Raw genomic sequence first — 24,953 nt, 5'->3', positions numbered from 1 at the left:
GGGACAACACTTCTTCACTTCCGCGCGGCGTGTCGAGGGTGGCCTCCGTGTTCGGTATGTTGGCGGCTGAACGCGGTGGGAGCCGGCTCGGAGCCGGCGATCACCAAGCCCTCATCGTGGAGGTTTCGCATGAAGCGCGCAGGTCTGATCGTCGCGATCCTCGCCCTTGTCGGTGGCGGATTCCTGGTGCGGCGCCAGCGCGGCAGGTAAACGCCCGCCGGCGGGGACTCGCGCCGGGCCCACCGCTTGATCTCTTCGGCATGACGCGGGCGGCACCTAGACTCCGCCGGGTGCGCCAGCCCGATTCCTCTTCCCCGATGTTCGAAGCACTCACTCCTGGCCTCGAACAGGCGGTTGTGGATCTCGCGCGGACGCGGATGAGCCTCGACCCGGTACCCCTGGACGGGAGCGCCACACCCACCGAACTGGCGGAACGGGCCGGGCCGACGGTTACCCCGGACGGCATCGGCGGGCTGGCGGCGCTGCGGGTGTTTGACGAGGTTTTGTCCCGGGCCTGCATTTCGGCTGACCATCCGCGCAATCTCGCCTTCATCCCCGCCGCGCCGACGCGCGCTTCGATTCTGTTCGATCTGGTGGTCGGCGCCTCGTCCATCTACGGCGGGAGCTGGCTGGAAGGCGCCGGAGCGGTCCACGCCGAGAACGAGGCGCTGCGCTGGCTGTCCGAACTGGTCGGATTTCCGGCGGAGGCGGGCGGCGCGTTCGTGCAGGGCGGCACCATCGGCAACCTCTCGGCGCTGGTGGCCGCGCGGCACGCGGCGCGGGCCCGGCGCGCCGCCCGGGGCCTGCCCGCGCCGGCCCGCTGGAGCTTCCTGTGCGGATCCGAGGCGCACTCGTCCCTGCGGCAGGCCGCCGAGGTGATGGATGTCGACGCGGTCTTCGTCGCGGCCGACGACGACGGACGGCTGACCGGCCAGGCGGTCGCGGCGGCGCTCGGTGCCCTGGGCACGCGGGGCCCGGGCCTGCTGGGCACTCAGGGCGCAGCCACCGGGACCGGCGGCGACTCCGAGGTGTTCGCCGTCGTCGCCACCGCGGGCAGCACCCAGTTCGGCGTCGTCGACGACATCCGCGGAATCGTCGACGCTGCCCGTCCACACGACCTGTGGGTGCATGTGGACGGCGCCTACGGCCTCGCGGGCGTCGCCGCCCCCTCGACCCGCCATCTCTTCGACGGCGTCGGCGACGCCGACTCGTTCATCGTCGACCCGCACAAATGGCTGTTCGCTCCGTTCGACGCGTGCGCGCTGGTCTACCGCGACCCGGCCGCGGCGCGGGCCGCCCACGCCCAACAGGCGGGCTACCTGGAGGTCCTCGACCGCGACAGCCCGTGGAACCCGTCCGACTACCAGATCGGGCTCTCCCGGCGGGTACGCGGCCTGCCGTTCTGGTTCTCCCTGGCCACCTACGGCACCCGTGCCTACAGCCGGGCCGTGGAGGGCTGCCTCGCGACCGCCCGGGCGGCGGCGGACCGCATCCGGGAGCTGCCCTATGTGGAGCTGGTGCGCGAGCCGGAGCTTTCGGTCGTCGTGCTGCGCCGGCTGGGATGGTCCGCGGAGGACTACCACCGCTGGACGACGTGGCTGCTCGGCAGCGGGCTGGGCTTCGTCACCCCCACCGTCCACAACGAGGAGACCGTGACCCGCTTCGCGATCGTCAATCCCCGCACGACGCCGGACGACATCGACCGGATTCTCGCGACGATGTCCGACGGCCGATGAAAGCCACCGGTCGGTGGCTCCCGCACGTGTGGCCGATCCCGAGCTTCAGGCAGCCGCCTGCCGCCGAACAAGATCTGAGAAATCCGGTCGCCAGGATGACGAAAATCCTTGGATCTTCGGGAGGGTAGGCGCGATAACAGGTGAATCCGGGTCACCGACCAGACGGGCCGGGCCTCCGGACCGTATGTCCGGAAGCCCGGCCCTGGTTTCTCGCCGGTTATTACCTCAGGCGGTTTTCTGCGCCGTCAGGTCAGTTCCCGACCGTGTACCGCTTGTTGCGGAACCGCGGCTTCTCCACCTCGTCGATGACGGCGAGCGCGAAGTCCTCGTACGAGATTCCGATGTTGCCCTGCGCGTCCACAACCGGGCGGTCGCTCGCGGTGCGGTACGCGTCGCGGCGGCGGCCCGGGCCGAAGTTCCGCGGCGGCGGGGCGATGCTCGACCACTTCACGCTGCCCTTGGCCGCGCGCAGCACGTCGAGCGCGTCGGCCTGGTCCAGAGCTTCCTTGCGCTCGGAGGCGGGGAAGTCCTTCGTGTCGAGAATCCGCTCGCCGTCGGTGTTCTCCAGCAGCCCGCCGCTGGAGACCTGAATGACCGCGGGAGCCTTGTTGCCGAGCTTTCCGGCGACGTCGACGATCGCGCGGGCGGCGTTCGCGTGCTCGGGGCGGGCGGACCCGGTCAGCGCGACGACGACGACGTCCGCGTTCTGCGCCTGCTTCTGAATGACGTCACGGGAGGTGACGTCCCCGGCGACCGCGTTGGCCTGCCGGGAGATTCCGTTCAACGAGTTCTTGTCCTGGTCGACCGCCGTGACCTCGTGGCCGCGCTTGACGGCCTCGGCGACGATGGACTGACCTACCTGACCACCGGCACCGAGTACAACGATCCTTGCCATTCCTGACCTCCGGATTCGGTTACGGAGCCACCGTGGAAAATCGATCCGCTGGATGATGTGCAACAGCGGCATGGTCACGGTTGTTTACCTTGCGCATCGACTATGACACGCTCCGGAGTCGACGCAACTCGAGCACCTTGCGCGGTCGGGCCAACCGACGTGTCCTCTGACGGACGCCGTCGCGGCGACCGCCGGCCGCCGCGAGTCGCGTCGCCGGCGGTCGGCGCCGCTGCTCCGAAGCGGTTCTCGGCGGAGCCAGCGCCTCCTGCTACGACCCGCTCAGCCTGCTGGGCCCGCTCACTCGCGGCCTTGGGATTCGTCCGGCATGGCGGCGTGGCCGCGGTCGTTGGTGATCGCTCGCAGCATCAGCGTCAGCCACCGGCGCCGAGCCGGTTCCGGCAGGTCCTCGGATGGCGTGCCGCTCAGCAGAATGACCAGGTCGGAGGCGGTGACGTCGGGTCGGAGCGCACCCTCGGCGTGTGCTGCGGCGACGATCAGCTCCAGTCCGCCGTAGGCGCGCTGTGACATCTCGGGCGGCGCCTCGACGCCGAGCCGGGACAGAACCGCCTTCACCGCCCGGTCACGTCCGGCGGCCTGGCTCATCCGCTCGGCGAGCAGGGCCAGCTCGACGACGGCGCTCGACCCGGCGTTGATCCGGGCGACGGCCTCGTCGAGCGCCTGGAACATCCGCGACGCCTGTTCGTCCAGGATCGCCGCCAGCAGGTCGGCCTTGGTCGGAAAGTGCCGGTAGACGGTTCCGACAGCGACGCCAGCCTCGCGAGCGACGTCGTCCATCCCGACGTCGGCGCCTCGCACCGCCATCTGCTCGCGGGCCGCTCTGAGGATGCTGGCGCGGTTGCGTACGGCGTCGGCGCGCGGGCGACCCGCGCCGAGTGTCGACATCGGCCTTCCTCCCGTTCCCCGCAGCACCGTACTACCAGGCCATCAGGCCGGTTCTCGCGCGCGTGGTCCAACAGTGACCCACGGTCGAGGAAGCTGTGTTCCGCAGACCTAACATGAGGTATTGTTCATGTTACTGTCGACGACATCGACGCTGGGACCAGTAACGGGATGCCTGTCGCAGATCTTAGGTGCGTGAAATGTGAGCCAACCTCTCACTTGTTGCTGCTGGGGCGAGCGCCGGGCTCGGTCCGGCGACGACCTGTCGCCTGCCGCGCCGAAACCGCGAGCCGACCGTCCGAGCTCAGGCGCAACAACCCAAGCCAGGAGGCCTCCTCATGTCCGCCCTCGCCCGGTGGTGCGTCCGGCACCGGCTTCTCGTCGTCCTGATCTGGATAGCCGCAACCGTCGGCCTGGCGTTCGGGTCGCGGGCGGCCGGTACCGACTACGACAACAACCTCACGCTGCCGGGCACCGAGTCGAAGCAGGCACTCGACCTGCTGGCAGGCGCTGCTCCCGACATCTCCGGCGCGAGCGACACGATGGTCTGGCAGGTCGAGTCCGGCCGCGTCGACGACCCGCAACCGCGCCGACGCGTGGCACAGGCGTTGGCGGAGATCGCGAAAGTCCCTGAGGTCGGCGCGGTCGACACCCCGTACACGCCAGCCGGGGCGGGCCAGATCAGTGCGGACGGCCGCACCGCCTACGCGACGATCACCTACACCCGGCAGGCGAGCCACCTCGACGCCGACAACATCGAAACAGTGGTGGAGATCGCCGAGAGCACCCGGACCGACGGCCTCGCCGTCGAGCTGGGCGGACCGGCGGTGCAGACCACCCTGGCCCCGTCGGCGCACCTGTCCGAGCTGGTCGGCATTCTCGCGGCCGCGGTCGTGCTCTTCATCGCCTTCGGTTCGGTGCTGTCCATGACCGTGCCGCTGATCAGCGCGGTCGCGGCGCTCGGCGCGGCGAGCCTGAGCATGGGCCTGCTCAGCCACCTGTTCAGCATCGCCAACCTCGCACCCACCCTCGGCGCGCTCATCGGCCTCGGCGTGGGCATCGACTACGCGTTGTTCATCATCACCAGGCACCGCAACGGCCTGATGGCCGGCAGGTCGGTGGAGGAATCGGCCGTCACCGCGATGGACACGGCGGGCCGCGCCGTACTCTTCGCCGGATCCACCGTGATCATCGCGATGCTCGGGATGTTCGTCCTCGGCCTGAGCTTCCTCAACGGCGTCGCCGTCGCTGCGGCGCTCACGGTCCTGTTCACCATGCTCACCGCGGTCACCCTGCTCCCGGCGATGCTCGCGGTCGTCGGGCGGCGTGCCCTCGGCCGACGGGAACGCCGCGATCTGGAGCGCACCGGCCCGCGGCCCGAGGCCGACCTGGCTGGTTTCTGGACGCGCTGGTCGCATCTGGTCCAACGGCGATCCCGGGCACTCACGCTGGTCGCGGTGGCCGTCCTGGCAGTCCTGGTCATACCGTTCTTCGCGATCCGGCTCGGCAGCTCCGACGCCGGAAACGCTCCCGCCGGCACAACGACCCGCAAGGCCTACGACCTGCTCGCGGCAGGCTTCGGGCCGGGGTTCAACGGCCCGCTGCTGCTCGTCGCGGAGGTGCCCACCAGCGAGGACGAGCGGGCGCTGAGCGCGCTGGCACAAGGACTGTCGCGAACTCCGGGGGTCGCGAAGGTCGCGACCTCACCACGGCTGCCAGGATCGCGGGTCCAGACGATCCAGGTGACGCCGACGACGTCGCCGCAGTCCGAACAGACGTCGCAGCTCATCAGGAACCTGCGCGACGAGGTGGTTCCGACGGCCGAACGAGGTACCGGCCTGCGGGTCCACGTCGGTGGCGAGACGGCGATCAACGACGACTTCGCCGACCTCCTGGCCGAGCGGCTGACCTGGTTCGTCGCCGTCATCGTCGTCCTGGGCTGTCTGCTCCTGCTGCTGGCGTTCCGCAGCGTCGTCGTCCCGCTGACCGCCGCTGTCATGAACCTGGTCGCCGCCGCCGCGGCCTTCGGCGTCATCGTGGCGATCTTCCAGTGGGGCTGGGGCTCGGAGCCGCTAGGCCTCGGCGAAGGGCCGGTGGAGCCGTTCCTGCCGGTGCTGATGCTGCCGGTGCTGTTCGGTCTCTCGATGGACTACCAGGTGTTCCTCGTCAGCCGGATGCACGAGGAATGGCTGCGCTCAGGGGACAACCGGCGGGCCGTCATCGTCGGCCAGGCCGCCACAGGCCGGGTGATCACCGCCGCCGCGGCGATCATGATCGCGGTGTTCGCTGCGTTCGCCGCCGGCGGCGAACGCGTGATCTCCGAGTTCGGCGTCGGACTGGCCGCCGCGGTGGCACTGGACGCCTTCGTCCTGCGGACCATCCTGGTACCCGCCGCGATGCACCTGTTCGGCCGGTCCAACTGGTGGCTGCCACGCCGGCTCGAAGCCCTGCTCCCCAACCTCTCCGTGGAAGGCCCGCACAGGAAACAACCTGCACCGCCAACACCCCTTGGGACGACAGCGGAACCGCAGCCTGCACACACCGACGCCCAGACCGTCAGCCACTCTCCCTGAACATGCCCCGACCCGCTCCTCGATCCGCGACCGCAGAGCGAGCCCCTCCAGAGGGGTGGGCACACGTCAGGTACCGGTGCCACGGGCTTTTCGGGTCGGGGGGTTTCGGGGGGCCTGCCCCCCGGCAGACATAACCGAACCGACCAGGCCCGCCCCTCAGGGGGTGGGCACACGTCAGGTACCGGTGCCACGGGCTTTTCGGGTCGGGGGGTTTCGGGGGGCCTGCCCCCCGGCAGACATAACCGAACCGACCAGGCCCACCCCTCAGGGGGTGGGCACACGTCAGCCATCGGAGCGGTGGAGGTGGGATTTGAACCCACGGAGGGGTTGCCCCCTCACACGCTTTCGAGGCGTGCGCCCTCGGCCACTAGGCGACTCCACCGCGGGTTAGCTTACGCGATGTCGTCCCGGTTCGGTTCACCGGGGTGGGTGGAGCTTCGGGCGCCCCGCCGTCCGGTCCCGCTCGCCTGCCACGGTCGGGTCTGTGGGCGGGTGGTCGGGGTGCGTGGTTGGTGGGGCGCGGACCGGGCTCAGCCCGGCCGGTCCGTCCCGTCGCGGGGGCGGCGCTGGCCGCGGCGGCCGTCGAAGAAGGCGGCGAGCTGGTCGGAGCATTCCTGCGCGCGGACGCCGGAGATGACCTCGGGGCGGTGGTTCAGCCGCCGGTCGCGGACGACGTCCCACAAGGAGCCCACGGCGCCGGCCTTGGGGTCGACCGCGCCGTACACGACGCGGTCGACTCGGGCGAGTACCAGCGCGCCCGCGCACATGGTGCACGGCTCCAGGGTCACGACGAGGGTCGTCCCGCCCAGCCGCCAGGCTCCGAGCTCGGTGGCGGCGTGGCGCAGGGCGATGACCTCGGCGTGCGCGGTGGGGTCGCCGACGGCCTCGCGGGCGTTGTGCCCGCGGCCGAGGATCCGCCCGTCCGCGGCGACGACGACCGCGCCGACCGGGACGTCCCCGGCCGTCTCGGCCAGCGCCGCCTCGGCCAGCGCGAGCCCCATCAGATCGTGGTAGACGCCCGGCCCGGACGGCGGCGCCCCGCCGTCCGCGGCCCGGGTCGCCCCGCCCGCAGGACTCGCCGCCCCTGCCGGGACGTCAGCCACGGGCGTCGTCGAAGATCTCCCCGGCGCCGGCCCGCTCGCTGATGGCGCTGATCACGTCGGCGGGCAGCATGCCCTCCTCGGCGATCAGCTCGAGCAGCGCCTCGGCCGGCGTCCCCAGATCGGCGAGGAGGTCGAGGTCGCCGACGGGCGACGCCTGGCCGACGGGGGTGTCCTCGTCGGAGTCGTCGTCGCTGTCGAACCCCGCCATGGACGGAAGCGCGTCCGCGAAGAGGCGCTCGGCGTGATCCGAGGTCAACAGGACCCGGCGGTCCGAAAGGAAGACCTTCGGGTCGGGATCCCGCGCGGTGATCCGCACGATGGCGAGGTACTCGTCGTCCTCCTCGACGAACGCGATGACGGTGCCGGAGGAGAGGTCGTGCATGGCGTCGACGAGCGAGTCGAGATCCTCCATGTCGGCGATGTGGAGGTCGTGTGCCGTCCACCGTTCGCCGTGCTGGGCGATCGCTATCCCCTTGGTGCTCACTGGCTGTCCTCACGTCCCTTCCCGCCGGGTCTGGGCGTGCCCTCATGGGGCCCGCTGGCCTGCCGACCCGGGGTGATGCCGTATCCCTTCTGTGATTCTCACCGCTGGGTGCCCTACTCATCCATCAGGGGCCGCGCCTTCCTACTCATGAGTGCACCGTGACCGCGTGGCCGCGGGGCGAACGTGCCTCGCGTGGGCCTCACATGTGCCTCGGCGGACGGGCTCGACCCACGTCAGGTGATTCCCCTACCTGGGCAAACTCGTGCGAAGGACACGCGGTGCGCGGTCGCGGACAGGGCGGGGACAGGGCGGGACACGGTGGAAACAGGGGCAGAGCGCAGGGCCCGCATCACGCCCGCGCGGGCGCATGGCACTCTTGAGACGCGATGACGACACCCCTGCCACGCCGGCTCACAGCCCGTACCCAGCTTGCGCTCGCGGCCGAGCGGTTGGCGTCGGGTACGTCCCGCCGTCTGGGCCGCGGCTCCGGTGAGATGATCGGCGGAAAGATCGCCCTGCGGATCTCCCCGGGCGCGCTGGCCGAGGTCGGCTCCAACCGCCCGACGGCCTGCGTCTCGGCCACCAACGGCAAGACGACCACCACCAGGCTGCTGGCCCGCGCACTGGGCACGCTGGGCCCGGTGAAGTCGAACGGCGGCGGCGCGAACATGGCGCCCGGCGTGATGACCGCGCTGGCCAGGCCGCCGTACGACTCTCCCGCGGCCCTGGAGGTCGACGAGATCTGGCTGCCCAAGGTGGCGCGGGCGATCCTGCCGCGGGTGGTGCTGCTGCTCAACATCTCGCGTGACCAGCTCGACCGGTCCAACGAGACCCGCCGGATCGCCGCGATCTGGCGCGAGCTGGGCGCCGAGCTGCGCGACACGGTCGTGGTGGCGAACGTCGACGACCCGCTGGTGGCCTGGGCGGCGATGACCTGGTCACGCCAGGTGTGGGTGTCGGCCGGCCAGAACTGGACCGCGGACGCGATGGTCTGCCCGCAGTGCGCCAGGCTGCTGCACCGCAACGCCGCCGGCTGGTGGTGTGAGTGTGGCCTGGCCAGGCCTGAGCCGATCGTCTCGGTGGCCGGCCTCGGTGAGCTGATGTGGTTCGGCCGGCGCATCCCCGCCCGTATCGACCTGCCGGGGCGGGTCAACCTCGCGAACGCGGCGATGGCCGCCGCGGCCGCGCGCGAGTTCGGCGTCGAGGTCGAGGACGCGCTCGCCGCGATGCGGGGTATCGGCGACGTCCAGGGCCGCTACCAGGAGGTGCCGCTGGGCCAGGACGGCCATCAGGCCCGCCTGCTGCTGGCGAAGAACCCGGCCGGCTGGGTCGAGATGATGGAGCTGCTGAACTCGGCGCCGCCGCGGCCGGTCGTGATCGACTTCAATTCGCAGACGGCGGACGGGCGTGACCCGTCCTGGATCTGGGATGTGCCCTTCGAGCGGCTCTCCGGCCGCCAGGTGCTCGTCACCGGGGGCCGCAAGGAGGACATGAGCGTGCGCCTGGCCTATGCCGAGGTTCCTCACAGCGTCCATGCCGACGCCGAGGCCGCCGCCGCGGCGGCGAACGACAAGGTGGTGGACGTCGTCGCGAACTACACGGCGTTCCGCGACCTGCTCGTGCGGACCACCCGGTGATCCGCCCCTCGGCGACCCGGATCGCGCTGATCTATCCGGAGCTGCTCGGCACCTACGGCGACGGTGGCAACGCGATCGTGCTGGCCCAGCGGCTGCGCTGGCGTGGGCTGCGGGCGGAGATCGTGGAGGTGCCGGCCGGTGAGGTGGTGCCGGCCGATTGCGACATCTACCTGCTGGGCGGCGGTGAGGACGAGCCGCAGGTGCTGGCCGCCGACGGCATGCGCCGCAACCGCTCGCTGCTGCGCGCCGTGTCCGGCGGCGCGGCCGTGCTGGCCGTCTGCGCGGGCTACCAGGTGATCGGCGCGACCTTCCCGGCGGGCAACGGCCAGATCCACGACGGGGTCAACCTGATCGACGTCGAGACCCGCCGTTCCTTCGAACCACCGGACGTCCCGCCGCCGCCGCGCGCGGTCGGCGACATCGTGGTGGAACCGAGCCCCCAGCTGGGCCTGCCGACGCTCTACGGCTATGAGAACCATGGCGGGCGCACCCGCCCGCTGCCGGGCTTCCGCGGCATCCCGCTCGGCACGGTCCGGGTCGGCGTCGGGGACGGGACGCCCGCCCGCACCGATGGTGTCGTCGACGGGAAGGTCATCGGCACCTACCTGCACGGGCCGGTGCTGGCGCAGAACCCGGCCCTGGCCGACCTGCTGCTGACCTGGGTGCACGGCCCGCTGGCGCCGCTGGACGGCCCGCGTGAGGTGGGCATCCTGCGTGACGCCAGAGCTCACGCGCTCGCGGAGGGCTGAGCACACCCGCGCCGGTGGCCGGCAGTCGCGGGGGCGGCGGGGTGGCGTGATGGTCGTCCGGGCGTTGTCCCAGGCGTCGTCCGGCGCTTCCGGCGTCGTCCTGAACGGGTCTGCCGGGACGCGCTGCTTCGAATCAGGCGATTTCCGGGCGTGGGGTGTGGTTCGGTTGCATCGTGGCGTCGAATCCCCTTGCCGGTTGGTGGGGCAAGAACAAGAGAAACGTGATCATCATTGGCGTCGTGCTGGTGGTCGTCTGGTGGCTGGCCGCGGGACGGGGCCATCCAAAGGTCGAAAAGGCGACCATCCCGGACAGCTATCCCTCGGCCGGCCGGGAACTGCTCGTCCAGGCGCCTTCTGATCCGGGCGACCCGTTGCCGTTGGTAATCATCCTGCACGATGACAATTCGGATGCGAAGACGTTGGAAGAGGGGAGCAAGGTGTCCTCGCTGGCGAATCGCAAGGATCTCGCGCTCGCTTTCCCGGAGGCCGTCGCCGGAACCTGGCGACTGGACGACCCGAAAGGCGCGGACGTGCAGTACCTGAGCGACGTCGTGCGCTATATGGACGAGAAGCGGTCCGACATCGACCTGGACCGGGTGTACCTCTGGGGCATGGGCGAGGGGGCCCGGCTGGCGCTGCTCGCGGCCTGCACCTCGGCGACGCCCATCTACGCCGCGGTCGGCGTGGTGGGGCAGTTCGACACCGAGCCCGGGCCGACCTGCGACAACGTCACGCCGCATGGCCGGTTCGCCGAGACCGAGTGGGACAAGGGCGTCACGGACGCCCTGTGGAAGTTCTCCCGCGACCTGCACCGGACCGTGTGACAGACAGTCCGGCTCGACGAGACGGGTGGGACGAGGGTGGGTGCGACGAGGACGGGTGTGGGGTGCGGGGTCGGCCCCGCATCTGACTCCATCGGCCCCGCATCGGCCGCCACGTCATACTCCAGCCGAGTTGCTCTAGTTGCAAAGAACTAGTCACTTAGCTCGGATGTCCGGCGGCGGCCGAGGATGTCGCGGAGCCGCTGGCCAATTCGGGTCTTGCGGATCCGGTGAAGGTTGGATCAGCAGGCCTGCCGGTCTTGCCTCTCGGCTGGCTCCAGGGGCGCCGGAGGTGCTGCCTCCGGCCGTCGGCGCCGATTTCCTGTTCGGGCCCCGACCGTGATCCCGGTGAGGAGTCACGGTCGGGGCCCGCGTGGCCTGTCGGCGTCGCCGGGAGGGGGGTAACGGCGTCGACAGGCCACAAGGAGGCCGGGTGGCGGAGGGTCCGCTGGCCGCCGGTCCAATGGGGGGGGGATCGGAACGGCGACCAGCGGAGTCCGAGGCCTTCCGGCCGGATGGACGTCAGATGGGGGGGGATCTGACGTCCATCCCACCGGAAGGATCTACGATCTGCGGATCCGGGTGGGTGGCGCGTGTGGTTCTGTTTTGTTTATGCGGCAGGTGTTGATGCCCGATGGTCGCATTCTGGACGGTTTGCGCCGCATCTACACCGCTTATGCCGAAGTAGAATGATGTCGCAACGGCCTAAGTGCTGGAAGTGTCGAGACGGTCACGCGGCGAGCGCGAGTCGCGCGGCGTCAGGCACTTCCTGGCGGTGCGGGCTACGGGGCGTGCTCGCAGGTCTGCGGAAGGTGAGGCTGCGGTCCGGTGCAGGGGACCACACATCGGATCTGGTGACCGCCGGGCCGGAGTCAATCCCGACCAACGCCGACCCGGCGGCGGGAGCCGGGCGCGACCGGAGGGGGAGATCGCGCGGCGGCTCGTTCCGAGGACAGGGCGATCCGTGCTGCCCCGTCAGTGCGTGCGGCTTATCAGGTGAACAGGGGGGAGCCCGGAGCCAGCCGGCAAAGCAAGGTGGGCCGGCCGGTACTCACGGTGCTCAGGCGACGCGGCCGACCAGGTACGAAGTGGTGTAGATCGTCTGCAGCTTGACGACATCGCCACTGTGCGGGGCGACCCACATCTTGCCGTCGCCGGCGTAGATACCGACGTGGTAGATGTTGCCCGGGGTGCCGAAGAAGATCAGGTCGCCGGGGGCCTTGTTGTACTGGGAGATGTGCGTGGTCGCCGCGTACTGCTGGTCCGTCGTGCGGGGCACGCTCTTGCCGAGCTGCTTGTAGACGTACTGCACGAGCCCGGAGCAGTCGAACGAGTTCGGGCCTTCCGCGCCGTAGATGTACGGCTTGCCGGCCTGGAGCGATGCCAGGTAGACGGCCTTCTCGCCGATCGTGTTCGCTCCGACGTTCACGCTGACGACGGGCGTCTCGACCTCGACGGTCGAGCGGACGGCCTGACGGGAGGCCTGCGCCGGCACGGGGGGGCGAACCGTCAGGGTGGCGTCGTTCTCGGAGTGGGCGGACTGCAGCGAGTCCGTACCATCGAAGATCGCCGTGACGTTGGTGGTCGTCAGGACTCGGGCCGTGTAGGAGGCCTGGCCCCGGTCGTCCGTGGTGAGGTGCAGGAAGGTCGCCCACCCGGTGGGCAGCTTGACCTGGACCTTGATGAGCTGGTCGGCCAGCGGGGCCTTGGTCTGCTCGTCGTAGAGCGAGAAACCGATGTTGACCGGCTCGTTCGCGTTGACGGTGACCTCGGGGTTGGTCACCCGCAGGCCCACGTCGACCTTCGAGGAGAGGGTCGGCGCGGAGATGTCGGTGGTGGCGTCGAGCACGGTGGTGGACCCACTGCCGGCCACGGACGCAACCTGGATGGCCCCGTCGACGGCCAGTCGCGAGCCGATCTGCGTCGCGAGGGTCATCGGGGCGGTGTTCGACGCCTCATCAAACGCAGCGTCCGCGTTGGTGTCCGGAGCACATCCGGCGAGCGCGACCCCGGAGACTGCCACAGTCCCGGTGGTGACGGCGGCCACAGCTCGGGCCCTGGCTCTTGCTCGACTCGACGCCGTGGGGGCTGACGGTGCCCGGTGGCGGCCGCGGCCTTCCTGCTGCCGGCGTCTCTCGGTATCAAGCTGCACGCTTTGCGCAGACAACGTTGCGTTCCTTCCCGTACGCCTGCGAGGTGAGCTGTCGGGTTCGGGCTGGGCTGCCCGGTCCGTCGCGCGACCTTCGTGCGATGGACTTCACCCCTAGACCCGCACCACTACTTGGTGCCGGTCGGTGGAGGTGGGTCCCCCGCTCCTGCCCGAGGTGACGACTCGGAGGGGACACCGGGGCCGCGGGCAGGATTCGGCGTTCGGCCCGGTGTTGTCGTGACGTCGCAAGCGAGACTAGTCCACACGGATGGTGTGGGTAAACACTAGTCCCCCCCAACTACACCGAGTGTGCAAAGAAGTGCCCCTTGCGGGAGCGCATCTGCCCAGGTCAGAGGGGGTGCTGAGCTTCACGTCACGTTTTTGGACGGCCACACGAGGATCACGGACAAACACTTTAGGTGACGAGAAGTTCCGAACTGGCGGCCCGCAACAGACGCCGGAGCGGGCCGTGAAGCACGGCCACGGAGGGGTGCGGCTCGGCGCGGACGGCGGCTCGGCGTGGACGGGCCGGCTCGGCGTGGACGGGCCTGCCCAGGGGAACGGTTGTTCGGCGCGGACGGCCGGCTCAGCGCGGACGGCCGCTCCGGCGGCTCAGGAACCCGGAGTTGTGGAGCACCTGCAGCTCGATCGCGAGCTGTGTCACCTCGGGCGGAAGAGTGCGGTAGCTGCTCTGCATGGCCTCGACGGCCGCGCGCGCGTGCTCGGCGAGATCGTCCAGAGCCTGCTGGCGTTGACGCATCCGGGCTCGCTCCTCCTGGAGCGTCCGGACCGTGTCCTCCTGCCACTGCCTGGTGCGAATGATGTGCTCGCCGGCGTCCGCGGCCTGGCGCTCCGCGTCCTCCAGCCGGCTGAGCAGCGCGTCCAGAGCCTCCAGGCGGCTGGCGAGCTCGGCCATCAGATCGCCGCGGCCGGGCAGGAGCGAGAGCTCGTGTCGCCTCGGCTGGGGGTGCGTCATGGCTGACTCCGGCCGCGGCCTGCGGTGCGGGCCTGCTGGAGGGGCGTCGTGATCTGGGCGGAAGGCAGCCTGGAGGCGCACCATCGCCCCGCTCTCGACCATCGCCGAAGTTCCGACACGGTTGGTTACGTTAGTCGACGCATGGGATTTTAGGCGTGCGGTCGGCAGGATCCGGCACATAGTCAACGGACGACGGCGCGCGTCGAGGCCACCAGACGGGTGTCGACCAACGGATGCACCCGACTGGATGGATCATCACCGGTTGCCGTGTGATCCAGCGATCGGAGATCTCCGTGTCGACAACGGAAGGTTTCGGATGTGACGGAGCGAAGCGGCGGGCGAGTGGCTTGCGCCGTTCTGGCCACTGGATGCCATCCGACTGATCGTCACAATAAGTGATGTGGCTTGTGGCCTGTGATCGATCGCGACGACCGTCATGGCCCCGTGGCATGGGCGGGGTGCGGGTGGCGATGGCCGGGAGCCGCGATCCTGGCTGATGCCCGGTCATCGTCATCATCAGTGTGCAGCCGATCCGTGTGGATGTGTCGGTGGATCCGGATGGCGCCGTGTGGAGCAAGTATGTGAACCGGTTTTGGACGGTTTCCTAAGAATAGGATCCTGTCGTGCAACAACATCGATCAAGGCCGGTTAGTCGGGTGGACCTGGCTGGGATCGCCGTTGGCGGACGAGCCCGGGCTGCCCAGCCGAATTCGCTCGCCCGGATCCGCCGCTTCTCGGGATTTTTGCCACCCGCGCCCTGGCGACCACAGATCTCAGATCTCAGATCTCGTCCGGCGGCAGTGGCGGTCACGGCGGCGGCTCGAGGCCGCGGTTCGCGGAGTCGAAAACTGCGGCTGTTCTCGCGACCATAATCCTCAGGTCCCCTCCGGCGGTGGTGGCGGGCGTGGTGGCAGCTCGAAGCCGCGGTTCGAGGAGTCGAGGATTGCGGCTGTTCTCGTGACCACAATCCTCAGACCCTGCCCGGCAGCTACGGCCGCGCTCGCGGGCGGCCCCGTGGCCGAGGAGATCGCCCGCCCCCCGCACTGTCACCACCAGCGGCAACCGCCAGATCCCACCGGGCGAACCTGCGGCGATCGTCAGAAATCCCCGGCGCGATCCGCGACGGGCTCACCGGGCCATGTTTTCGTCTGCCCAGATGCTTGCGGCGTGTGTCGGGCAACGCTGATCAGTTTGGCCGACGGCGGCGCCGTAAACAGCCGGGGCGGTTTGCCCGGATCTCTCGGCATTGCTGTGCGCGGCAGCTGCCGCCCCGCGCCACGGCGGCCCGCGGCTGTCGGGTGACCTGCTCGACGCTGCTCTTCCCGGCGGGGAAAGAGATCGGCCCGCCGCTGGGAGGTAAGGCTTTCGTCGGTCGGTCCACCTGCCCGTTGCGGCAGTTCGGCGCGGCGGTTCGGCGCGCGACTTCGCACCGGCACGGACGGAAGACCCGTCCCGGTGGATTGTCCGTGCTGCGATGGTCGGTGTCGGATCCGATCATCGGTACCGGCCACGGCGGTTGGGTTCCTGGGCGCGCGATGAGATGGTCGAGTTGGGGGGATTGTGCCGCCGGGCGGGAGATCGGCGGGAGGGAACCGGACGGGCGCCGCGTGTGGCCGTGATGTCGACCTGCCCCGTGGTCGCCGCCGGCGGATGGATCAGGCCGAGGGCCTCCGGTGGCCGTACGGCCACCCTCGTCGTGTCGCAGGGTAATCGCGACTCGCGGCTCGATGATCGAGACCGGTGACGCTGCGCGCCGGTCGACCGACCCGGCGGTCGACGACGTCCCGGCGGAGCCGGCACGGCCGGCGGGGCCGTGCCGGCGAACCCGACCGGGGGCAAGGCGCGGCGACGGGGCTGCCCCGACGGGTGGGCCCGACCGAGCCCGTCCAGGGCCGTCCAGGGCCGACCAGGGCTGGCCAGGGTCTGCGGGCCACCGGCGATCAAGGATCGTTTTGCCCGTAGGGTGACCGCATGGCTGCCGTGGCGGACGACACATCGGACACCCCGAACGAGGCTGACGCGGTCACCGAGGCCGCCGCGGTTGCTGGAACCGCCGCGGTGGCGCTGGACGCGCCGATCACAGCTGTTGTCGTTTACCCCACCGCCGCCAGGGTGACCCGTCGAGGCCCACTCGATCTTTCCGCGCTGCCGGAGGGTGTGACCCGGGTCGAGGCGGTCGTGGGCGGCCTGCCCATCGGCCTCGACGAGAACTCGGTGCGGGTGGGCGGGACGGGCCCGGCCCGGGTACTGGGTGTGCGGGTGGTGTCCCAGGCGCGGGCGACAACGGATGCCGGTGCCCTGGCAGACCTGCGTGCCCGTCAGGACGAGCTGCGCGCGCTGCTGGCCGAGATCGGCGACGAGGACGAGACCGAGCGGGCCCGCCGCATCTTCCTCGACGTCGCCGCGCGGGTGGGGGCGGGCGCGCTGGCCCGCGGCTGGGCTGCCGGCAGCGGACGTCCGGCCGGCCCAGGGGACGTCGATGCCGCCGGCCAGCTGGTCTCCGTCGGCGATGCGTTCGCGGCACAGATCGCCGGTGTGCACGCGCGTCGGCGGGAGCTGGCCAGGCGGCGGGAGGAGGCGGAGAAGGAACTGACGATGATCGGCCGGCTGATCGAGTCCCGCGGGGCGAAGCCGGTGCCCGACACCCGCGCGGTCCTCGTCGATCTGGAGCTGCCCGCCGATCTGGAGCTGCCCGCGGACAGCGACACCGCCGCGGAGATGGCGGAGATGGAGGTCTCCTACCTGGTCGGGTCGGCCTCGTGGGTGTCCGGCTACGACGCGCGGCTGGAAGGCGAGCGGGTGACGCTGACCTGGTTCGCGATGATCAGCCAGCGCACGGGTGAGGACTGGCCCGCGACCGATCTTCGACTGTCGACAGCCCGTCCCGCCAGCGGATTCAGGCTTCCCGAACTGGACCCGCAGTTCGTCGACATCCGGCGTACGCCGGAGTCCGTACACATCCGGGGGGCGCTCGCGGCGCCGGGCGGGGGCCCGGTGCTGGTCGGCGGCATGCCCACCGAGGCGGGCGCCGCGATGCCACTCGCCGCGGCGCCTCGGCGGGCGCCCGTACCGGCGCCGCCGATGGCCGCCGCCACGGCGGTGCTGGAGTCGGCGGGCGCGGCGTCCACCTACCGTCCCCCGCGCCCGGTGGCCGTGCCCGCTGACGGCGACCCGCATCGTGCGACGGTGGCCGTGATCGAGCTCGACGCGGTTCTCGACCACCTGACCGTCCCGAAGCTGGCCGCGGAGGCCCATCTGCGGGCGGCGGTCGTGAACACCTCCGCGCACACGCTCCCGGCCGGGCGGGTGTCGGTCTTCCACGAGCGGGAGTTCGTCGGCACCAGCAGGCTGGACCTCATCCCGCCCGGCGGCGAGCTGGAGCTGCAGCTCGGGGTGGACGACAGAGTGAAGGTCGAGCGCAGGCTGGCTCGCCGGAGCACCGGCCGGCGCATGGTAGGCAACGTCCGCCGGACGGACGTCGCCTACACCATCCTGGTGACCAACTACGCGTCCATGCGGGCCCGGGTGACGGTCCGCGATCAGGTGCCGGTGCCGCGGCACGAGAGCATCACCGTGCGGGACGTGTCAGCCGAGCCGGCGGCGGCCGAGCACACCGAGCTGGGGCTGCTGACCTGGAACCTGGAGCTTGATCCGGGCGCGAGCCGGGAGATCGGGCTCTCCTACCGCCTTGAGCATCCCCGCGGGGCGGAGATCACCGGCTGGGGCGACTGACCGGTCGCCCGGGGCGGCTGACCGCCCGTCCGAGGAGTCTGACCGGCGGTTCGGGACGGCTGACCGGCGGTTCGGGACGGCTGACCGGCGGTTCGGGACGGCTGGCCGGCGGTTCGGGGCGGCTGGCTGGCCGTTCGGGGTGACTGGCTGGCCGTGAGGCCCCGTGTCCACCCGCCCTCCTCGATCTCCGCGGTGCCGTCGATCACCGCCCAGTCGATCACGGAGCTGGCCGGGACGACCACGGGGCTGCCCATCCGGATGTGGACCAGGGCCGGGTGCGCGCCGTCGTTGAGGCTGCGGCCGTGGATCGTCCGCGGATCCGGCCAGGTCGACACGATGGCCCACAACGCCTCGACCCCGTCGGGCACGGGAAGCTGGTGCCTGATGATCAGATGGCCGAGCGGTGGGAGCTCCCCGTGGGTCAGGCGTCGGCGGGCGTGGCCGAGTCGCGAACGGGCGACGGTTATCGCCTCGTTCAGGGTGGCCGGTGCGACGCTGCCAAGCATGTACTGAACAGTAGCTGACTCCATCCGGTCCGTAGGCATCCTCCGGCGTTGATCGGGGAAGAACCAGCATTTCCGGCGAAGTTGGGTGCGCATGGTGTTCGTCCGGTGTGAATGCGTGCGGGGGGCGGCCGGCGTAGCTTGGACGTACGGGAGGCGGTCATGGCTCACCAGGATGAGGCGACCAGCGCCAGCACCGGCACCGGTGCGGGAGTCGGCACCGGCAGTGGCGGCACCGCCGGTGGTGCGGATGTGTCGACGCTCTCGGGCCTGGTGCATGAGACGCACCGCGATGCGGCTGATCTTTTCGAGCTGGCCAGGCAGGAGCTCGCGAAGAACACCGGCAGCCCCCAGAGCCCGTCGGCGGATCCACGGCTGGCCATGCATGCGATCGACGCCGCCGTCGCCGCGTTCAGCGCGCACCTGAGCGTCATGGAGGGCGTCGTGTACCCGACAGCCGCCACGGCGGTTCCGGACGGGCCGGCCCGAACCGCTGCGCTGCGCGAGACCGCCCGCGAGGCGGCCGGCATGATGCGCGGGATAGAGCAGTATGTGCAGGGCGACCGGTACCAGCCCGGCAGCGGGGTGTCCGAGCTCCGCGCCAACCTGGTGGAGCTCGGGCAGGCGCACGCCCGGGTGGAGGAACGGCTGCTGAGCGATCTCGAGGAGCGGCTGGCCGGTGCACAGCTGCTGCGGCTGCGCGAGGACGTCCAGCAGGCGATGCGGCGCGCACCGACCCGCCCGCACCCGCATCTTGGGCATCGGGCGGGCCTGGCGAGCCGTCTCGCCGCCCGGCTGGCCGGCCACTGGGACCATCTGCTGGACACGATGGACGCCCGGGCGGTGGCGGGCCGTCCGGTCCGCGCGCCGGCACCGGCCGGTCTGTGGGGCTGGTACCTGCTGGGGCGTCCGACCAGTGACCAGCTGGGGCGCCCGACCGGTGACCAGGGGCACCCGGGCACCGGAACTTCCGGAGATTGAGGCCGTAAGCACACGTTCCGCCGCGCGGCCGGCGCTACCTTCTCCTAGTCAGCTGCTACAACCATTACTTGTTACCTGTCAGTATTTGTTGGTGCCCGCCGATCAGCGTGGCGTCGCCCCTGCCTGGAGAGAAGTGACGGCAAGCGAGATCCCTGCCATGCGGCCATCCGCGGCCGAGGGCGAGGCGGCACGCCTGGCGGGCGTGAGCTGGCCACTGCTGCTCGTCGAGGACGACGACGGCGACGCGTTCCTGGTGTCGGCCCTGCTCGACGAGGTCTCCGCCCCAGTCGAGGTCACCCGGGTGCGGACGGTCGCGGAGGCCGTTCTACGAACCCAGAACACCGCCTGCGTCCTGCTGGACCTCGGCCTGCCCGACAGCGAGGGCCTGTCCGCGCTGGACAGGCTGTTGTCGATCGACGGCGGGGCGCCCGTCGTCGTGCTCACCGGTCTGGTGGACGAGCACCGGGGTGCCGAGGCCGTCGCCGCGGGCGCGCAGGACTATCTGGTGAAAGGCCAGGTGGACGGGCGGGACCTGGTCCGTGCCGTGCGCTACGCGATCGAGCGTGAGCGGGCCGACACCGCGGCGCGGGCGCTGCGTGAGTCCGAGCTGCGAGCGGACGAGAAGGCCCGGCTGGAGCGCGGCCTGCTGCCCAGGCCGCTGATGGACGACGCGACGCTGGAGCACCGGACCCGCTACCGGCCCGGCCACCGGCAGGCGCTGCTCGGCGGAGACTTCTACGACATGGTCTCCACCAGGGACGGCACCGTCCACGTGCTGCTCGGCGACGTCTGCGGGCATGGCCCGGACGAGGCCGCGCTGGGGGTCAGCCTGCGCATCGCCTGGCGCACCCTGGTGCTGGCCGGCGTCCCGGACGCCGATCGCCTCGGCTTCCTGCAGGAGGTGCTGGTGAGCGAGCGGGAGCACGACGAGATCTTCGCGACGGTCTGCGCCCTGGCGATCGCGCCGGACCGGCGCAGCCTGCGGATGACCCTGGCCGGGCATCCGCCGCCGGCGTTGCTGTCCCCGCGGGTCGCCGCTCTGCCGGGCGAGGTGGTCGGCCCCGCCCTGGGCATCCTCGACGAGCTGGTGAGCGACGAGGTGACGGTCGAGCTCGGGGAGCAGTGGGCCCTGCTGCTCGCGACGGACGGTCTGCTGGAGGGGCGCGACGGCCCGGGCGGCGAACCACTCGGCTGGGAGGGGGTGCTGCCGGAGGTGGCCGACCTGTGGCCCGAGTCCGGTCCCGACGATCTGCTCGACGCGCTGATCGACCGGGTGGAGGAACGTAACGGCGGCCCGTTGACCGATGACGTGGCTCTGCTGCTGCTCCAGCGGGTGCCGCCCGCGTGAGCGCCGCGGCGATGCGGGGCTGGCGGCTGCGCCGGCGGCTGGGCGCGGTCTACGGCGCGGTGGCCGTCATCCTCCTGCTCTCCGCGGGCATGATCGGCTGGTCGGTGGCGCGCCTGGACGACGCCATTCACGTCCGCAGCGACATCCTCGCCCCGGTGCAGGTCGGCACCGTCCGGCTGATCTCGAGCCTGGTCGACCAGGAGACCGGCGTCCGCGGCTACGTGCTGGAGGGCGACGACCAGTATCTCGATCCGTACACGCAGGGGCGCGAGACCGAGAACGAGCTGCGTGCCAGCCTCGCCGCCAGGGTGGCCAGTCGCCCTGACCTGCAACGTGGGCTGGCGACGCTGGAGCAGCGCGTCAACGAGTGGCACAGCGCCTATGCCGACCCGGCGATAGCCGCGGTGCGCGCCGGTGGCGTCGACGCCGCGAACCGTCTCGACCCCACAATCGGGAAGGCCCGGTTCGACGCGGTCCGGGCCGCCGGCACCGCGCTGGACGACGCGGTGCGGTCCGCGGCGCTGCAGGCCCGTGACAACGTGAGCGACGCGGTGCGCACCCTGGTGATCTCGCTTGTGGTCGCGGCGGTGGCGCTCATCGTGCTGCTGACGTTCATCTTCCGTGCGCTGCGGCTGTGGGTGACCCGGCCGCTGGAGACCGTCGGGGCGGATGTGCGCCGGGTCGCCGCCGGCAGCCTGGAGCACCAGATCGGGCCCACCGGCCCACCCGACATCGAGTCGCTGGCCCGCGACGTCGAGCTGATGCGGCTGCAGCTCATCGGCGAGCTGGAGACGGCGCGGGAGGCCAGGGCCTCCGTCGAGGCGCAGGCGGAGATCCTGCGCCGCTCCAACCGCGACCTGGAGCAGTTCGCCTACGTCGCGTCGCATGACCTGCAGGAACCGCTGCGCAAGGTGGCGAGCTTCTGCCAGCTGCTGTCCCGCCGCTACGGCGACCAGTTCGACGAGCGGGGGAGCCAGTACATCCACTTCGCTGTGGACGGCGCCAAGCGCATGCAGCAGCTCATCAACGACCTGCTCGCGTTCTCCCGGGTCGGCCGCAGCACCGAGAGCTTCGTGGACGTCGATCTCACCGACGTCGTCGAGCGGGCCCGGGTGACGCTGTCGATCGCGCTGGAGGGCAGCGGCGGGGAGGTGACCGCGACCGGGCTTCCGACGGTTCCCGGCGACCCCGTACTGCTCACCCAGCTGTTCCAGAACCTGATCGGGAACGCGTTGAAGTTCCATGGCGAGCAGCCGCCGCGGGTGCGGATCGGGGCGGTGGAGCGCCCGGACGAGTGGGAGCTGTTCTGCGCCGACAACGGCATCGGCATCGAGCCCGAGTACGCGGAGAAGATCTTCGTCATCTTCCAGCGCCTGCACGCGCGGGAGGCCTACGAGGGAACCGGGATCGGCCTCGCGCTGTGCCGCAAGATCGTGGAGTTCCACGGAGGGCTGATCTGGCTGGACAATACGGTGGAGTCCGGCACCACCTTCCGCTGGACGTTGCCGAAGCGCCGCACCGTGGTGTTGCCCACCGATCTGGTCCCGCACGGTAACTCGACGGAGCCGTCGCCCGCGTCGCTCCTCCCGCAGTCCTCGCCACCCGCGCAGTCCTCGCCGCCCGCTCTGCCGAAACCAGGAGGTCCGTCGTGACCCAGCCCGAGCCTGTCGTCCCGGTCGAGGTCCTGCTGGTCGAGGACGACCCGGGCGATGTGCTGATGACCCGTGAGGCGTTCGAGGACCACAAGCTCAAGAACAACCTCAACGTGGTCAGCGACGGTGTCGAGGCACTGGCCTACCTGCGGGGCGAGGGCGTGTACGCGGGTGCGACGCGGCCTGATCTCATCCTGCTCGACCTGAACCTCCCGCGCCGGGACGGCCGGGAGGTGCTGGCGGAGGTCAAGTCCGACGAGCGGCTGCGGCGCATCCCGATCGTCGTGCTCACCACCTCCGAGGCGGAGGAGGACATCCTGCGCAGCTACGACCTGCACGCCAACGCGTACATCACCAAGCCGGTCGACTTTGAGAGGTTCGTGTCGGTGGTCCGCCAGATCGACGACTTCTTCATCACGGTCGCCCGGCTTCCCACTCAGTAGTCGCCTCGTCTGCCTAAAGTCACCGCATGGCTGCTGGGCGCGCAGGAGTGCGACGGGAGATTCTCGCGGACCTGCTTCGTGACCTCGGGCCGGCCAGCCCCACGCTGTGCGCGGGCTGGACCGCGCACGACCTCGCCGCCCACCTGGTCACCCGGGAGCGGGTGCCGTGGGCCGGCCCCGGTCTGGTCGTCGGCGCGCTGCACGGCCTGACGGAACGCGCCGAGCGGGCGACGATGCGTGCGCACAACTACCCCGAGCTGGTCGAGATGTTCCGCGCCGGCCCGCCATGGTGGCACCCGACCCGGTTCGCACCCCTGGACGACGCGGCCAACCTGGTCGAGTTCTTCGTCCACACCGAGGACCTGCGCCGCGCCGCGCCCGGACGTCTCCCAGCCGCCGCGGACGTCCCGGCCGGTGCGGGCGACGCGGCTGTCGATCGGGACGCCATCTGGGCCGCGCTGCGGCTGATCGGGCTCGCCGAGTTCCGGCACAGTGCGGTCGGTGTGGTCGCGGAACGGACCGACGCGCCCGGGCGGCTCACCCTGCGCCGCCGGGAGCCGGTCGTCGAGATCGTGGGCCCGCCGGAGGAGCTCCTGCTCTTCGCGTTCGGGCGGTACGCCGCGGCCCAGGTCGAGCTGCGGGGCACACCCGAGGCCGTCGCGGCCGTCGCGGCACCGACGCCGGCTGGCGCCGGCAACCGGTAGGCCGCCCGCTGAACCTCCTGCCGCGCGGATCGGCGGCAGGAGGAACCAGTGCGGTCGCCCGCTGCTACCAGAGCGAGGCGTAGACGGCTGAGCTCTTGGGATTCTCGTTGGGGTTGATCAGCGATGAGTGCACGTTCCCGGCGCGGGAGTCCTTGAAGTAGGTCTCATAGGCCAGCACATCCGCGTTCGCGCGGAAGGTTTCGTACATCTGCTGGATGTAGACCGGGTTGTCGCCGCCGGCCTGCCCGGACCGGCCCGCCTCGGTGCCCGAACTGGCGACCAGGCCCCATTCGGGGACGGAGAACTGCTTGCCGTGCGCCCGGGCGAACGCGATGGCCGCACACAGCCCCACCGCCTGGTTGCACTGCTTGTCGAAGATCTCCGCGGTGGTGCTGGCGGGCCACTGGTCGTAGGAGTCGATGCCGATGATGTCGACGTAGTCGTCACCCGGGTAGGCGTCCCAGGGGCTGGAGCTGTGCGCGTTCATCGCCCAGTCGAAACGGGCCTGCGGGTCCGTCGAGCGGACCGCGGACACGACCTGGCGGTAGCAGCTCGCCCAGGCACTCGGATTGCCGCGCACCGACCATTCGAACCAGGTGCCGTTGAACTCCCAGGCCAGCCGGATGATGGTCGCCGGCCGGCCCTTGCTGACCAGCCAGCGGCCGAACTCGGCCCAGTGGCTGTTGTAGGCACCGGACGCGCACGCGGAGATGCTGCCCTGACCGGTGGGGAAGAAGGGCTGCGAGATCACCCAGGTGCCGGCGAAGCCGGCGAACTTCTCCGTGCTGCCGCCGACCCACGGATGCGTGATCGTCTCCCAGCTTCCCCGGTCGGCGAAGGTCAGGACGACGTTCACCGCCGATCCGCGCAGTGCCTCCCAGTCGCGCACCGTGGTCAGGTTGTTCGCGTAGACGCCGCTCATGCCACCGGGCACCCTGCCGCCGCCACCACCGGAGGGGGTGTTGGAGCCGGCCGCGCCGAGGGCTGTGCGCGCGGGGGTGGTGGGCGGTGTGGTCGCCGCGGGTGGTGTGGTCGCCGCCGCCGTCGTCGCGACGGGGGAGGGGCTCAGGCTCGGGCTCGGGCTCGGCGACGGGGACGTGTCCTGGCCGTCGCCGGTGTTGACGTCCGGGCGGGCTTCCCGGAGGTCCTTGGGGTCGATGGCCGATGCCTCGACGACGGCCGAGGAATCACTGTCCCGCTCCGGGGCCAGCGTCCATCCGACCGCCACCGCAACGAATGCCATGATGCTCAGCGAAGCTATCCAGGCGGGATTTCTGACCGGACCGCGCCATCGACGGCGCAATCCGGACGGTTTTCTGCGCGGGCTGGGCTGGCCCTCCGCACGATGTCTCACCGCGGACATCCCTCCGTGCCCGGCCGTGACGTGCCGGGCGGTGTCGTTGTGGACCCCCCGATCCCACCCGCCTACTCCTGAGCGGACGACCCTCCACAGGGCTTGGTCTGACGAAACTCCTTCTGGTCACCCTGACGTGACTAGACAGTTGTGACGGCAGCGTACACGGAGGTGGGTGGCCACGTAGGCGGGGGGAGCTATCCCGCACGGACT

19 protein-coding genes, 1 tRNA gene and 1 riboswitch are annotated in these 24,953 nt (G+C 70.9%); of the genes, 12 read left to right on the top strand and 8 right to left on the bottom strand.

What is annotated here, in order from left to right; genetic code table 11:
• The first annotated feature begins 317 nt into the window (after positions 1-317).
• Positions 318-1,736: a pyridoxal-dependent decarboxylase gene (locus ACG83_RS22975; RefSeq protein ID WP_054568273.1), complete on the top strand. Its 1,419-nt coding sequence runs from the start codon at positions 318-320 to the stop codon at positions 1,734-1,736.
• Between the two features lie 250 nt (positions 1,737-1,986).
• On the opposite strand, the gene ACG83_RS22970 is transcribed toward ACG83_RS22975, so the two are convergent.
• Together ACG83_RS22970 and ACG83_RS22965 are read right to left on the bottom strand one after the other, a co-directional pair.
• On the bottom strand, positions 1,987-2,631 hold the full coding sequence (locus ACG83_RS22970) for an NAD(P)-dependent oxidoreductase (protein ID WP_054568272.1): 645 nt from the start codon (positions 2,629-2,631) through the stop codon (positions 1,987-1,989).
• Between the two features lie 297 nt (positions 2,632-2,928).
• Positions 2,929-3,534, bottom strand: a complete 606-nt coding sequence (locus tag ACG83_RS22965) for a TetR/AcrR family transcriptional regulator (protein WP_054568271.1) — start codon at positions 3,532-3,534, stop codon at positions 2,929-2,931.
• Positions 3,535-3,869: 335 nt separating this feature from the next.
• On the opposite strand from ACG83_RS22965, the gene ACG83_RS22960 reads away from it, so the two are divergent.
• Positions 3,870-6,104: an MMPL family transporter gene (locus ACG83_RS22960; protein WP_063793174.1), complete on the top strand. Its 2,235-nt coding sequence runs from the start codon at positions 3,870-3,872 to the stop codon at positions 6,102-6,104.
• A 295-nt stretch (positions 6,105-6,399) separates the two neighbouring features.
• Here the strand turns inward: ACG83_RS22960 and ACG83_RS22955 are convergent.
• From ACG83_RS22955 to ACG83_RS22945, 3 genes are all read right to left on the bottom strand, one after another.
• Positions 6,400-6,486: transfer RNA gene (locus tag ACG83_RS22955), tRNA-Ser, on the bottom strand.
• A gap of 148 nt (positions 6,487-6,634) precedes the next feature.
• Complete coding sequence (gene tadA / locus ACG83_RS22950; protein WP_054568592.1) at positions 6,635-7,105, bottom strand: tRNA adenosine(34) deaminase TadA; 471 nt, start codon at positions 7,103-7,105, stop codon at positions 6,635-6,637.
• 94 nt (positions 7,106-7,199) lie between these two features.
• Complete coding sequence (locus tag ACG83_RS22945) at positions 7,200-7,691, bottom strand: tRNA adenosine deaminase-associated protein (protein ID WP_054568270.1); 492 nt, start codon at positions 7,689-7,691, stop codon at positions 7,200-7,202.
• Positions 7,692-8,077: 386 nt separating this feature from the next.
• Between ACG83_RS22945 and ACG83_RS22940 the strand changes: the two genes are divergently transcribed.
• From ACG83_RS22940 to ACG83_RS22930, 3 genes are all read left to right on the top strand, one after another.
• Complete coding sequence (locus ACG83_RS22940; RefSeq protein ID WP_054568269.1) at positions 8,078-9,328, top strand: MurT ligase domain-containing protein; 1,251 nt, start codon at positions 8,078-8,080, stop codon at positions 9,326-9,328.
• A complete protein-coding gene (locus ACG83_RS22935) occupies positions 9,325-10,077 on the top strand; it encodes a type 1 glutamine amidotransferase (protein ID WP_054568268.1) in 753 nt (250 codons plus the stop codon). Before ACG83_RS22940 ends, ACG83_RS22935 begins: the two co-directional genes overlap by 4 nt.
• 155 nt (positions 10,078-10,232) lie before the next feature.
• Positions 10,233-10,901 (top strand): PHB depolymerase family esterase, encoded by a 669-nt coding sequence (locus ACG83_RS22930; protein WP_006541057.1) that lies wholly within the window; start codon positions 10,233-10,235, stop codon positions 10,899-10,901.
• A 1,057-nt stretch (positions 10,902-11,958) separates the two neighbouring features.
• Here the strand turns inward: ACG83_RS22930 and ACG83_RS22925 are convergent.
• Together ACG83_RS22925 and ACG83_RS22920 are read right to left on the bottom strand one after the other, a co-directional pair.
• Complete coding sequence (locus tag ACG83_RS22925; protein WP_054568267.1) at positions 11,959-12,945, bottom strand: C40 family peptidase; 987 nt, start codon at positions 12,943-12,945, stop codon at positions 11,959-11,961.
• Between the two features lie 125 nt (positions 12,946-13,070).
• A riboswitch (cyclic di-AMP (ydaO/yuaA leader) is annotated at positions 13,071-13,238 on the bottom strand.
• Between the two features lie 395 nt (positions 13,239-13,633).
• Complete coding sequence (locus ACG83_RS22920) at positions 13,634-14,023, bottom strand: hypothetical protein (protein WP_006541059.1); 390 nt, start codon at positions 14,021-14,023, stop codon at positions 13,634-13,636.
• 1,971 nt (positions 14,024-15,994) lie between these two features.
• Here ACG83_RS22920 and ACG83_RS22915 point away from each other — a divergent pair.
• The 7 genes from ACG83_RS22915 (at position 15,995) to ACG83_RS22885 (ending at position 23,386) form a co-directional block, all read left to right on the top strand.
• On the top strand, positions 15,995-17,755 hold the full coding sequence (locus ACG83_RS22915) for a DUF4139 domain-containing protein (protein ID WP_083473467.1): 1,761 nt from the start codon (positions 15,995-15,997) through the stop codon (positions 17,753-17,755).
• Positions 17,743-17,898, top strand: coding sequence for a hypothetical protein (locus tag ACG83_RS48035; protein WP_152991507.1), 156 nt, complete (start codon positions 17,743-17,745; stop codon positions 17,896-17,898). Before ACG83_RS22915 ends, ACG83_RS48035 begins: the two co-directional genes overlap by 13 nt.
• 522 nt (positions 17,899-18,420) lie before the next feature.
• A complete protein-coding gene (locus tag ACG83_RS22905) occupies positions 18,421-19,239 on the top strand; it encodes a hemerythrin domain-containing protein (RefSeq protein ID WP_054568590.1) in 819 nt (272 codons plus the stop codon).
• A gap of 157 nt (positions 19,240-19,396) precedes the next feature.
• Complete coding sequence (locus ACG83_RS22900) at positions 19,397-20,587, top strand: PP2C family protein-serine/threonine phosphatase (RefSeq protein WP_054568266.1); 1,191 nt, start codon at positions 19,397-19,399, stop codon at positions 20,585-20,587.
• A gap of 11 nt (positions 20,588-20,598) precedes the next feature.
• Entirely contained in the window at positions 20,599-22,239 is a 1,641-nt protein-coding gene (locus ACG83_RS22895) for a CHASE3 domain-containing protein (RefSeq protein ID WP_054568589.1), read from the top strand.
• Entirely contained in the window at positions 22,236-22,682 is a 447-nt protein-coding gene (locus ACG83_RS22890) for a response regulator (protein WP_054568265.1), read from the top strand. Before ACG83_RS22895 ends, ACG83_RS22890 begins: the two co-directional genes overlap by 4 nt.
• A 26-nt stretch (positions 22,683-22,708) precedes the next feature.
• The gene (locus tag ACG83_RS22885) at positions 22,709-23,386 is read left to right on the top strand and encodes a TIGR03085 family metal-binding protein (protein ID WP_054568264.1); all 678 of its coding nucleotides are present in this window, start codon (positions 22,709-22,711) and stop codon (positions 23,384-23,386) included.
• A gap of 64 nt (positions 23,387-23,450) precedes the next feature.
• Here the strand turns inward: ACG83_RS22885 and ACG83_RS22880 are convergent, their stop codons facing one another.
• The gene (locus tag ACG83_RS22880) at positions 23,451-24,629 is read right to left on the bottom strand and encodes a glycoside hydrolase family 26 protein (RefSeq protein ID WP_198955677.1); all 1,179 of its coding nucleotides are present in this window, start codon (positions 24,627-24,629) and stop codon (positions 23,451-23,453) included.
• Positions 24,630-24,953: the final 324 nt, after the last annotated feature.

It is taken from the genome of Frankia sp. R43 (genome assembly GCF_001306465.1).
GTDB classification, from domain to species: domain Bacteria; phylum Actinomycetota; class Actinomycetes; order Frankiales; family Frankiaceae; genus Parafrankia; species Parafrankia irregularis.
Note: the sequence above shows the minus strand (reverse complement) of the source record. Positions and strands in the feature narration are given on the sequence as shown.

Bases quoted from the DNA above. Each gene is read 5' to 3' on its own strand.
- ACG83_RS22970 (WP_054568272.1), bottom strand. From the start codon at position 2,631: ATGGCAAGGATCGTTGTACTCGGTGCCGGTGGTCAGGTAGGTCAGTCC.
- ACG83_RS22880 (WP_198955677.1), bottom strand. From the start codon at position 24,629: ATGGCATTCGTTGCGGTGGCGGTCGGATGGACGCTGGCCCCGGAGCGG.
- ACG83_RS22900 (WP_054568266.1), top strand. From the start codon at position 19,397: ATGCGGCCATCCGCGGCCGAGGGCGAGGCGGCACGCCTGGCGGGCGTG.
- ACG83_RS22895 (WP_054568589.1), top strand. From the start codon at position 20,599: ATGCGGGGCTGGCGGCTGCGCCGGCGGCTGGGCGCGGTCTACGGCGCG.
- ACG83_RS22905 (WP_054568590.1), top strand. From the start codon at position 18,421: ATGGCTCACCAGGATGAGGCGACCAGCGCCAGCACCGGCACCGGTGCG.
- ACG83_RS22940 (WP_054568269.1), top strand. From the start codon at position 8,078: ATGACGACACCCCTGCCACGCCGGCTCACAGCCCGTACCCAGCTTGCG.
- ACG83_RS22975 (WP_054568273.1), top strand. From the start codon at position 318: ATGTTCGAAGCACTCACTCCTGGCCTCGAACAGGCGGTTGTGGATCTC.
- ACG83_RS22960 (WP_063793174.1), top strand. From the start codon at position 3,870: ATGTCCGCCCTCGCCCGGTGGTGCGTCCGGCACCGGCTTCTCGTCGTC.
- ACG83_RS22915 (WP_083473467.1), top strand. From the start codon at position 15,995: ATGGCTGCCGTGGCGGACGACACATCGGACACCCCGAACGAGGCTGAC.
- tadA (WP_054568592.1), bottom strand. From the start codon at position 7,105: ATGGGGCTCGCGCTGGCCGAGGCGGCGCTGGCCGAGACGGCCGGGGAC.
- ACG83_RS22920 (WP_006541059.1), bottom strand. From the start codon at position 14,023: ATGACGCACCCCCAGCCGAGGCGACACGAGCTCTCGCTCCTGCCCGGC.
- ACG83_RS22885 (WP_054568264.1), top strand. From the start codon at position 22,709: ATGGCTGCTGGGCGCGCAGGAGTGCGACGGGAGATTCTCGCGGACCTG.
- ACG83_RS22965 (WP_054568271.1), bottom strand. From the start codon at position 3,534: ATGTCGACACTCGGCGCGGGTCGCCCGCGCGCCGACGCCGTACGCAAC.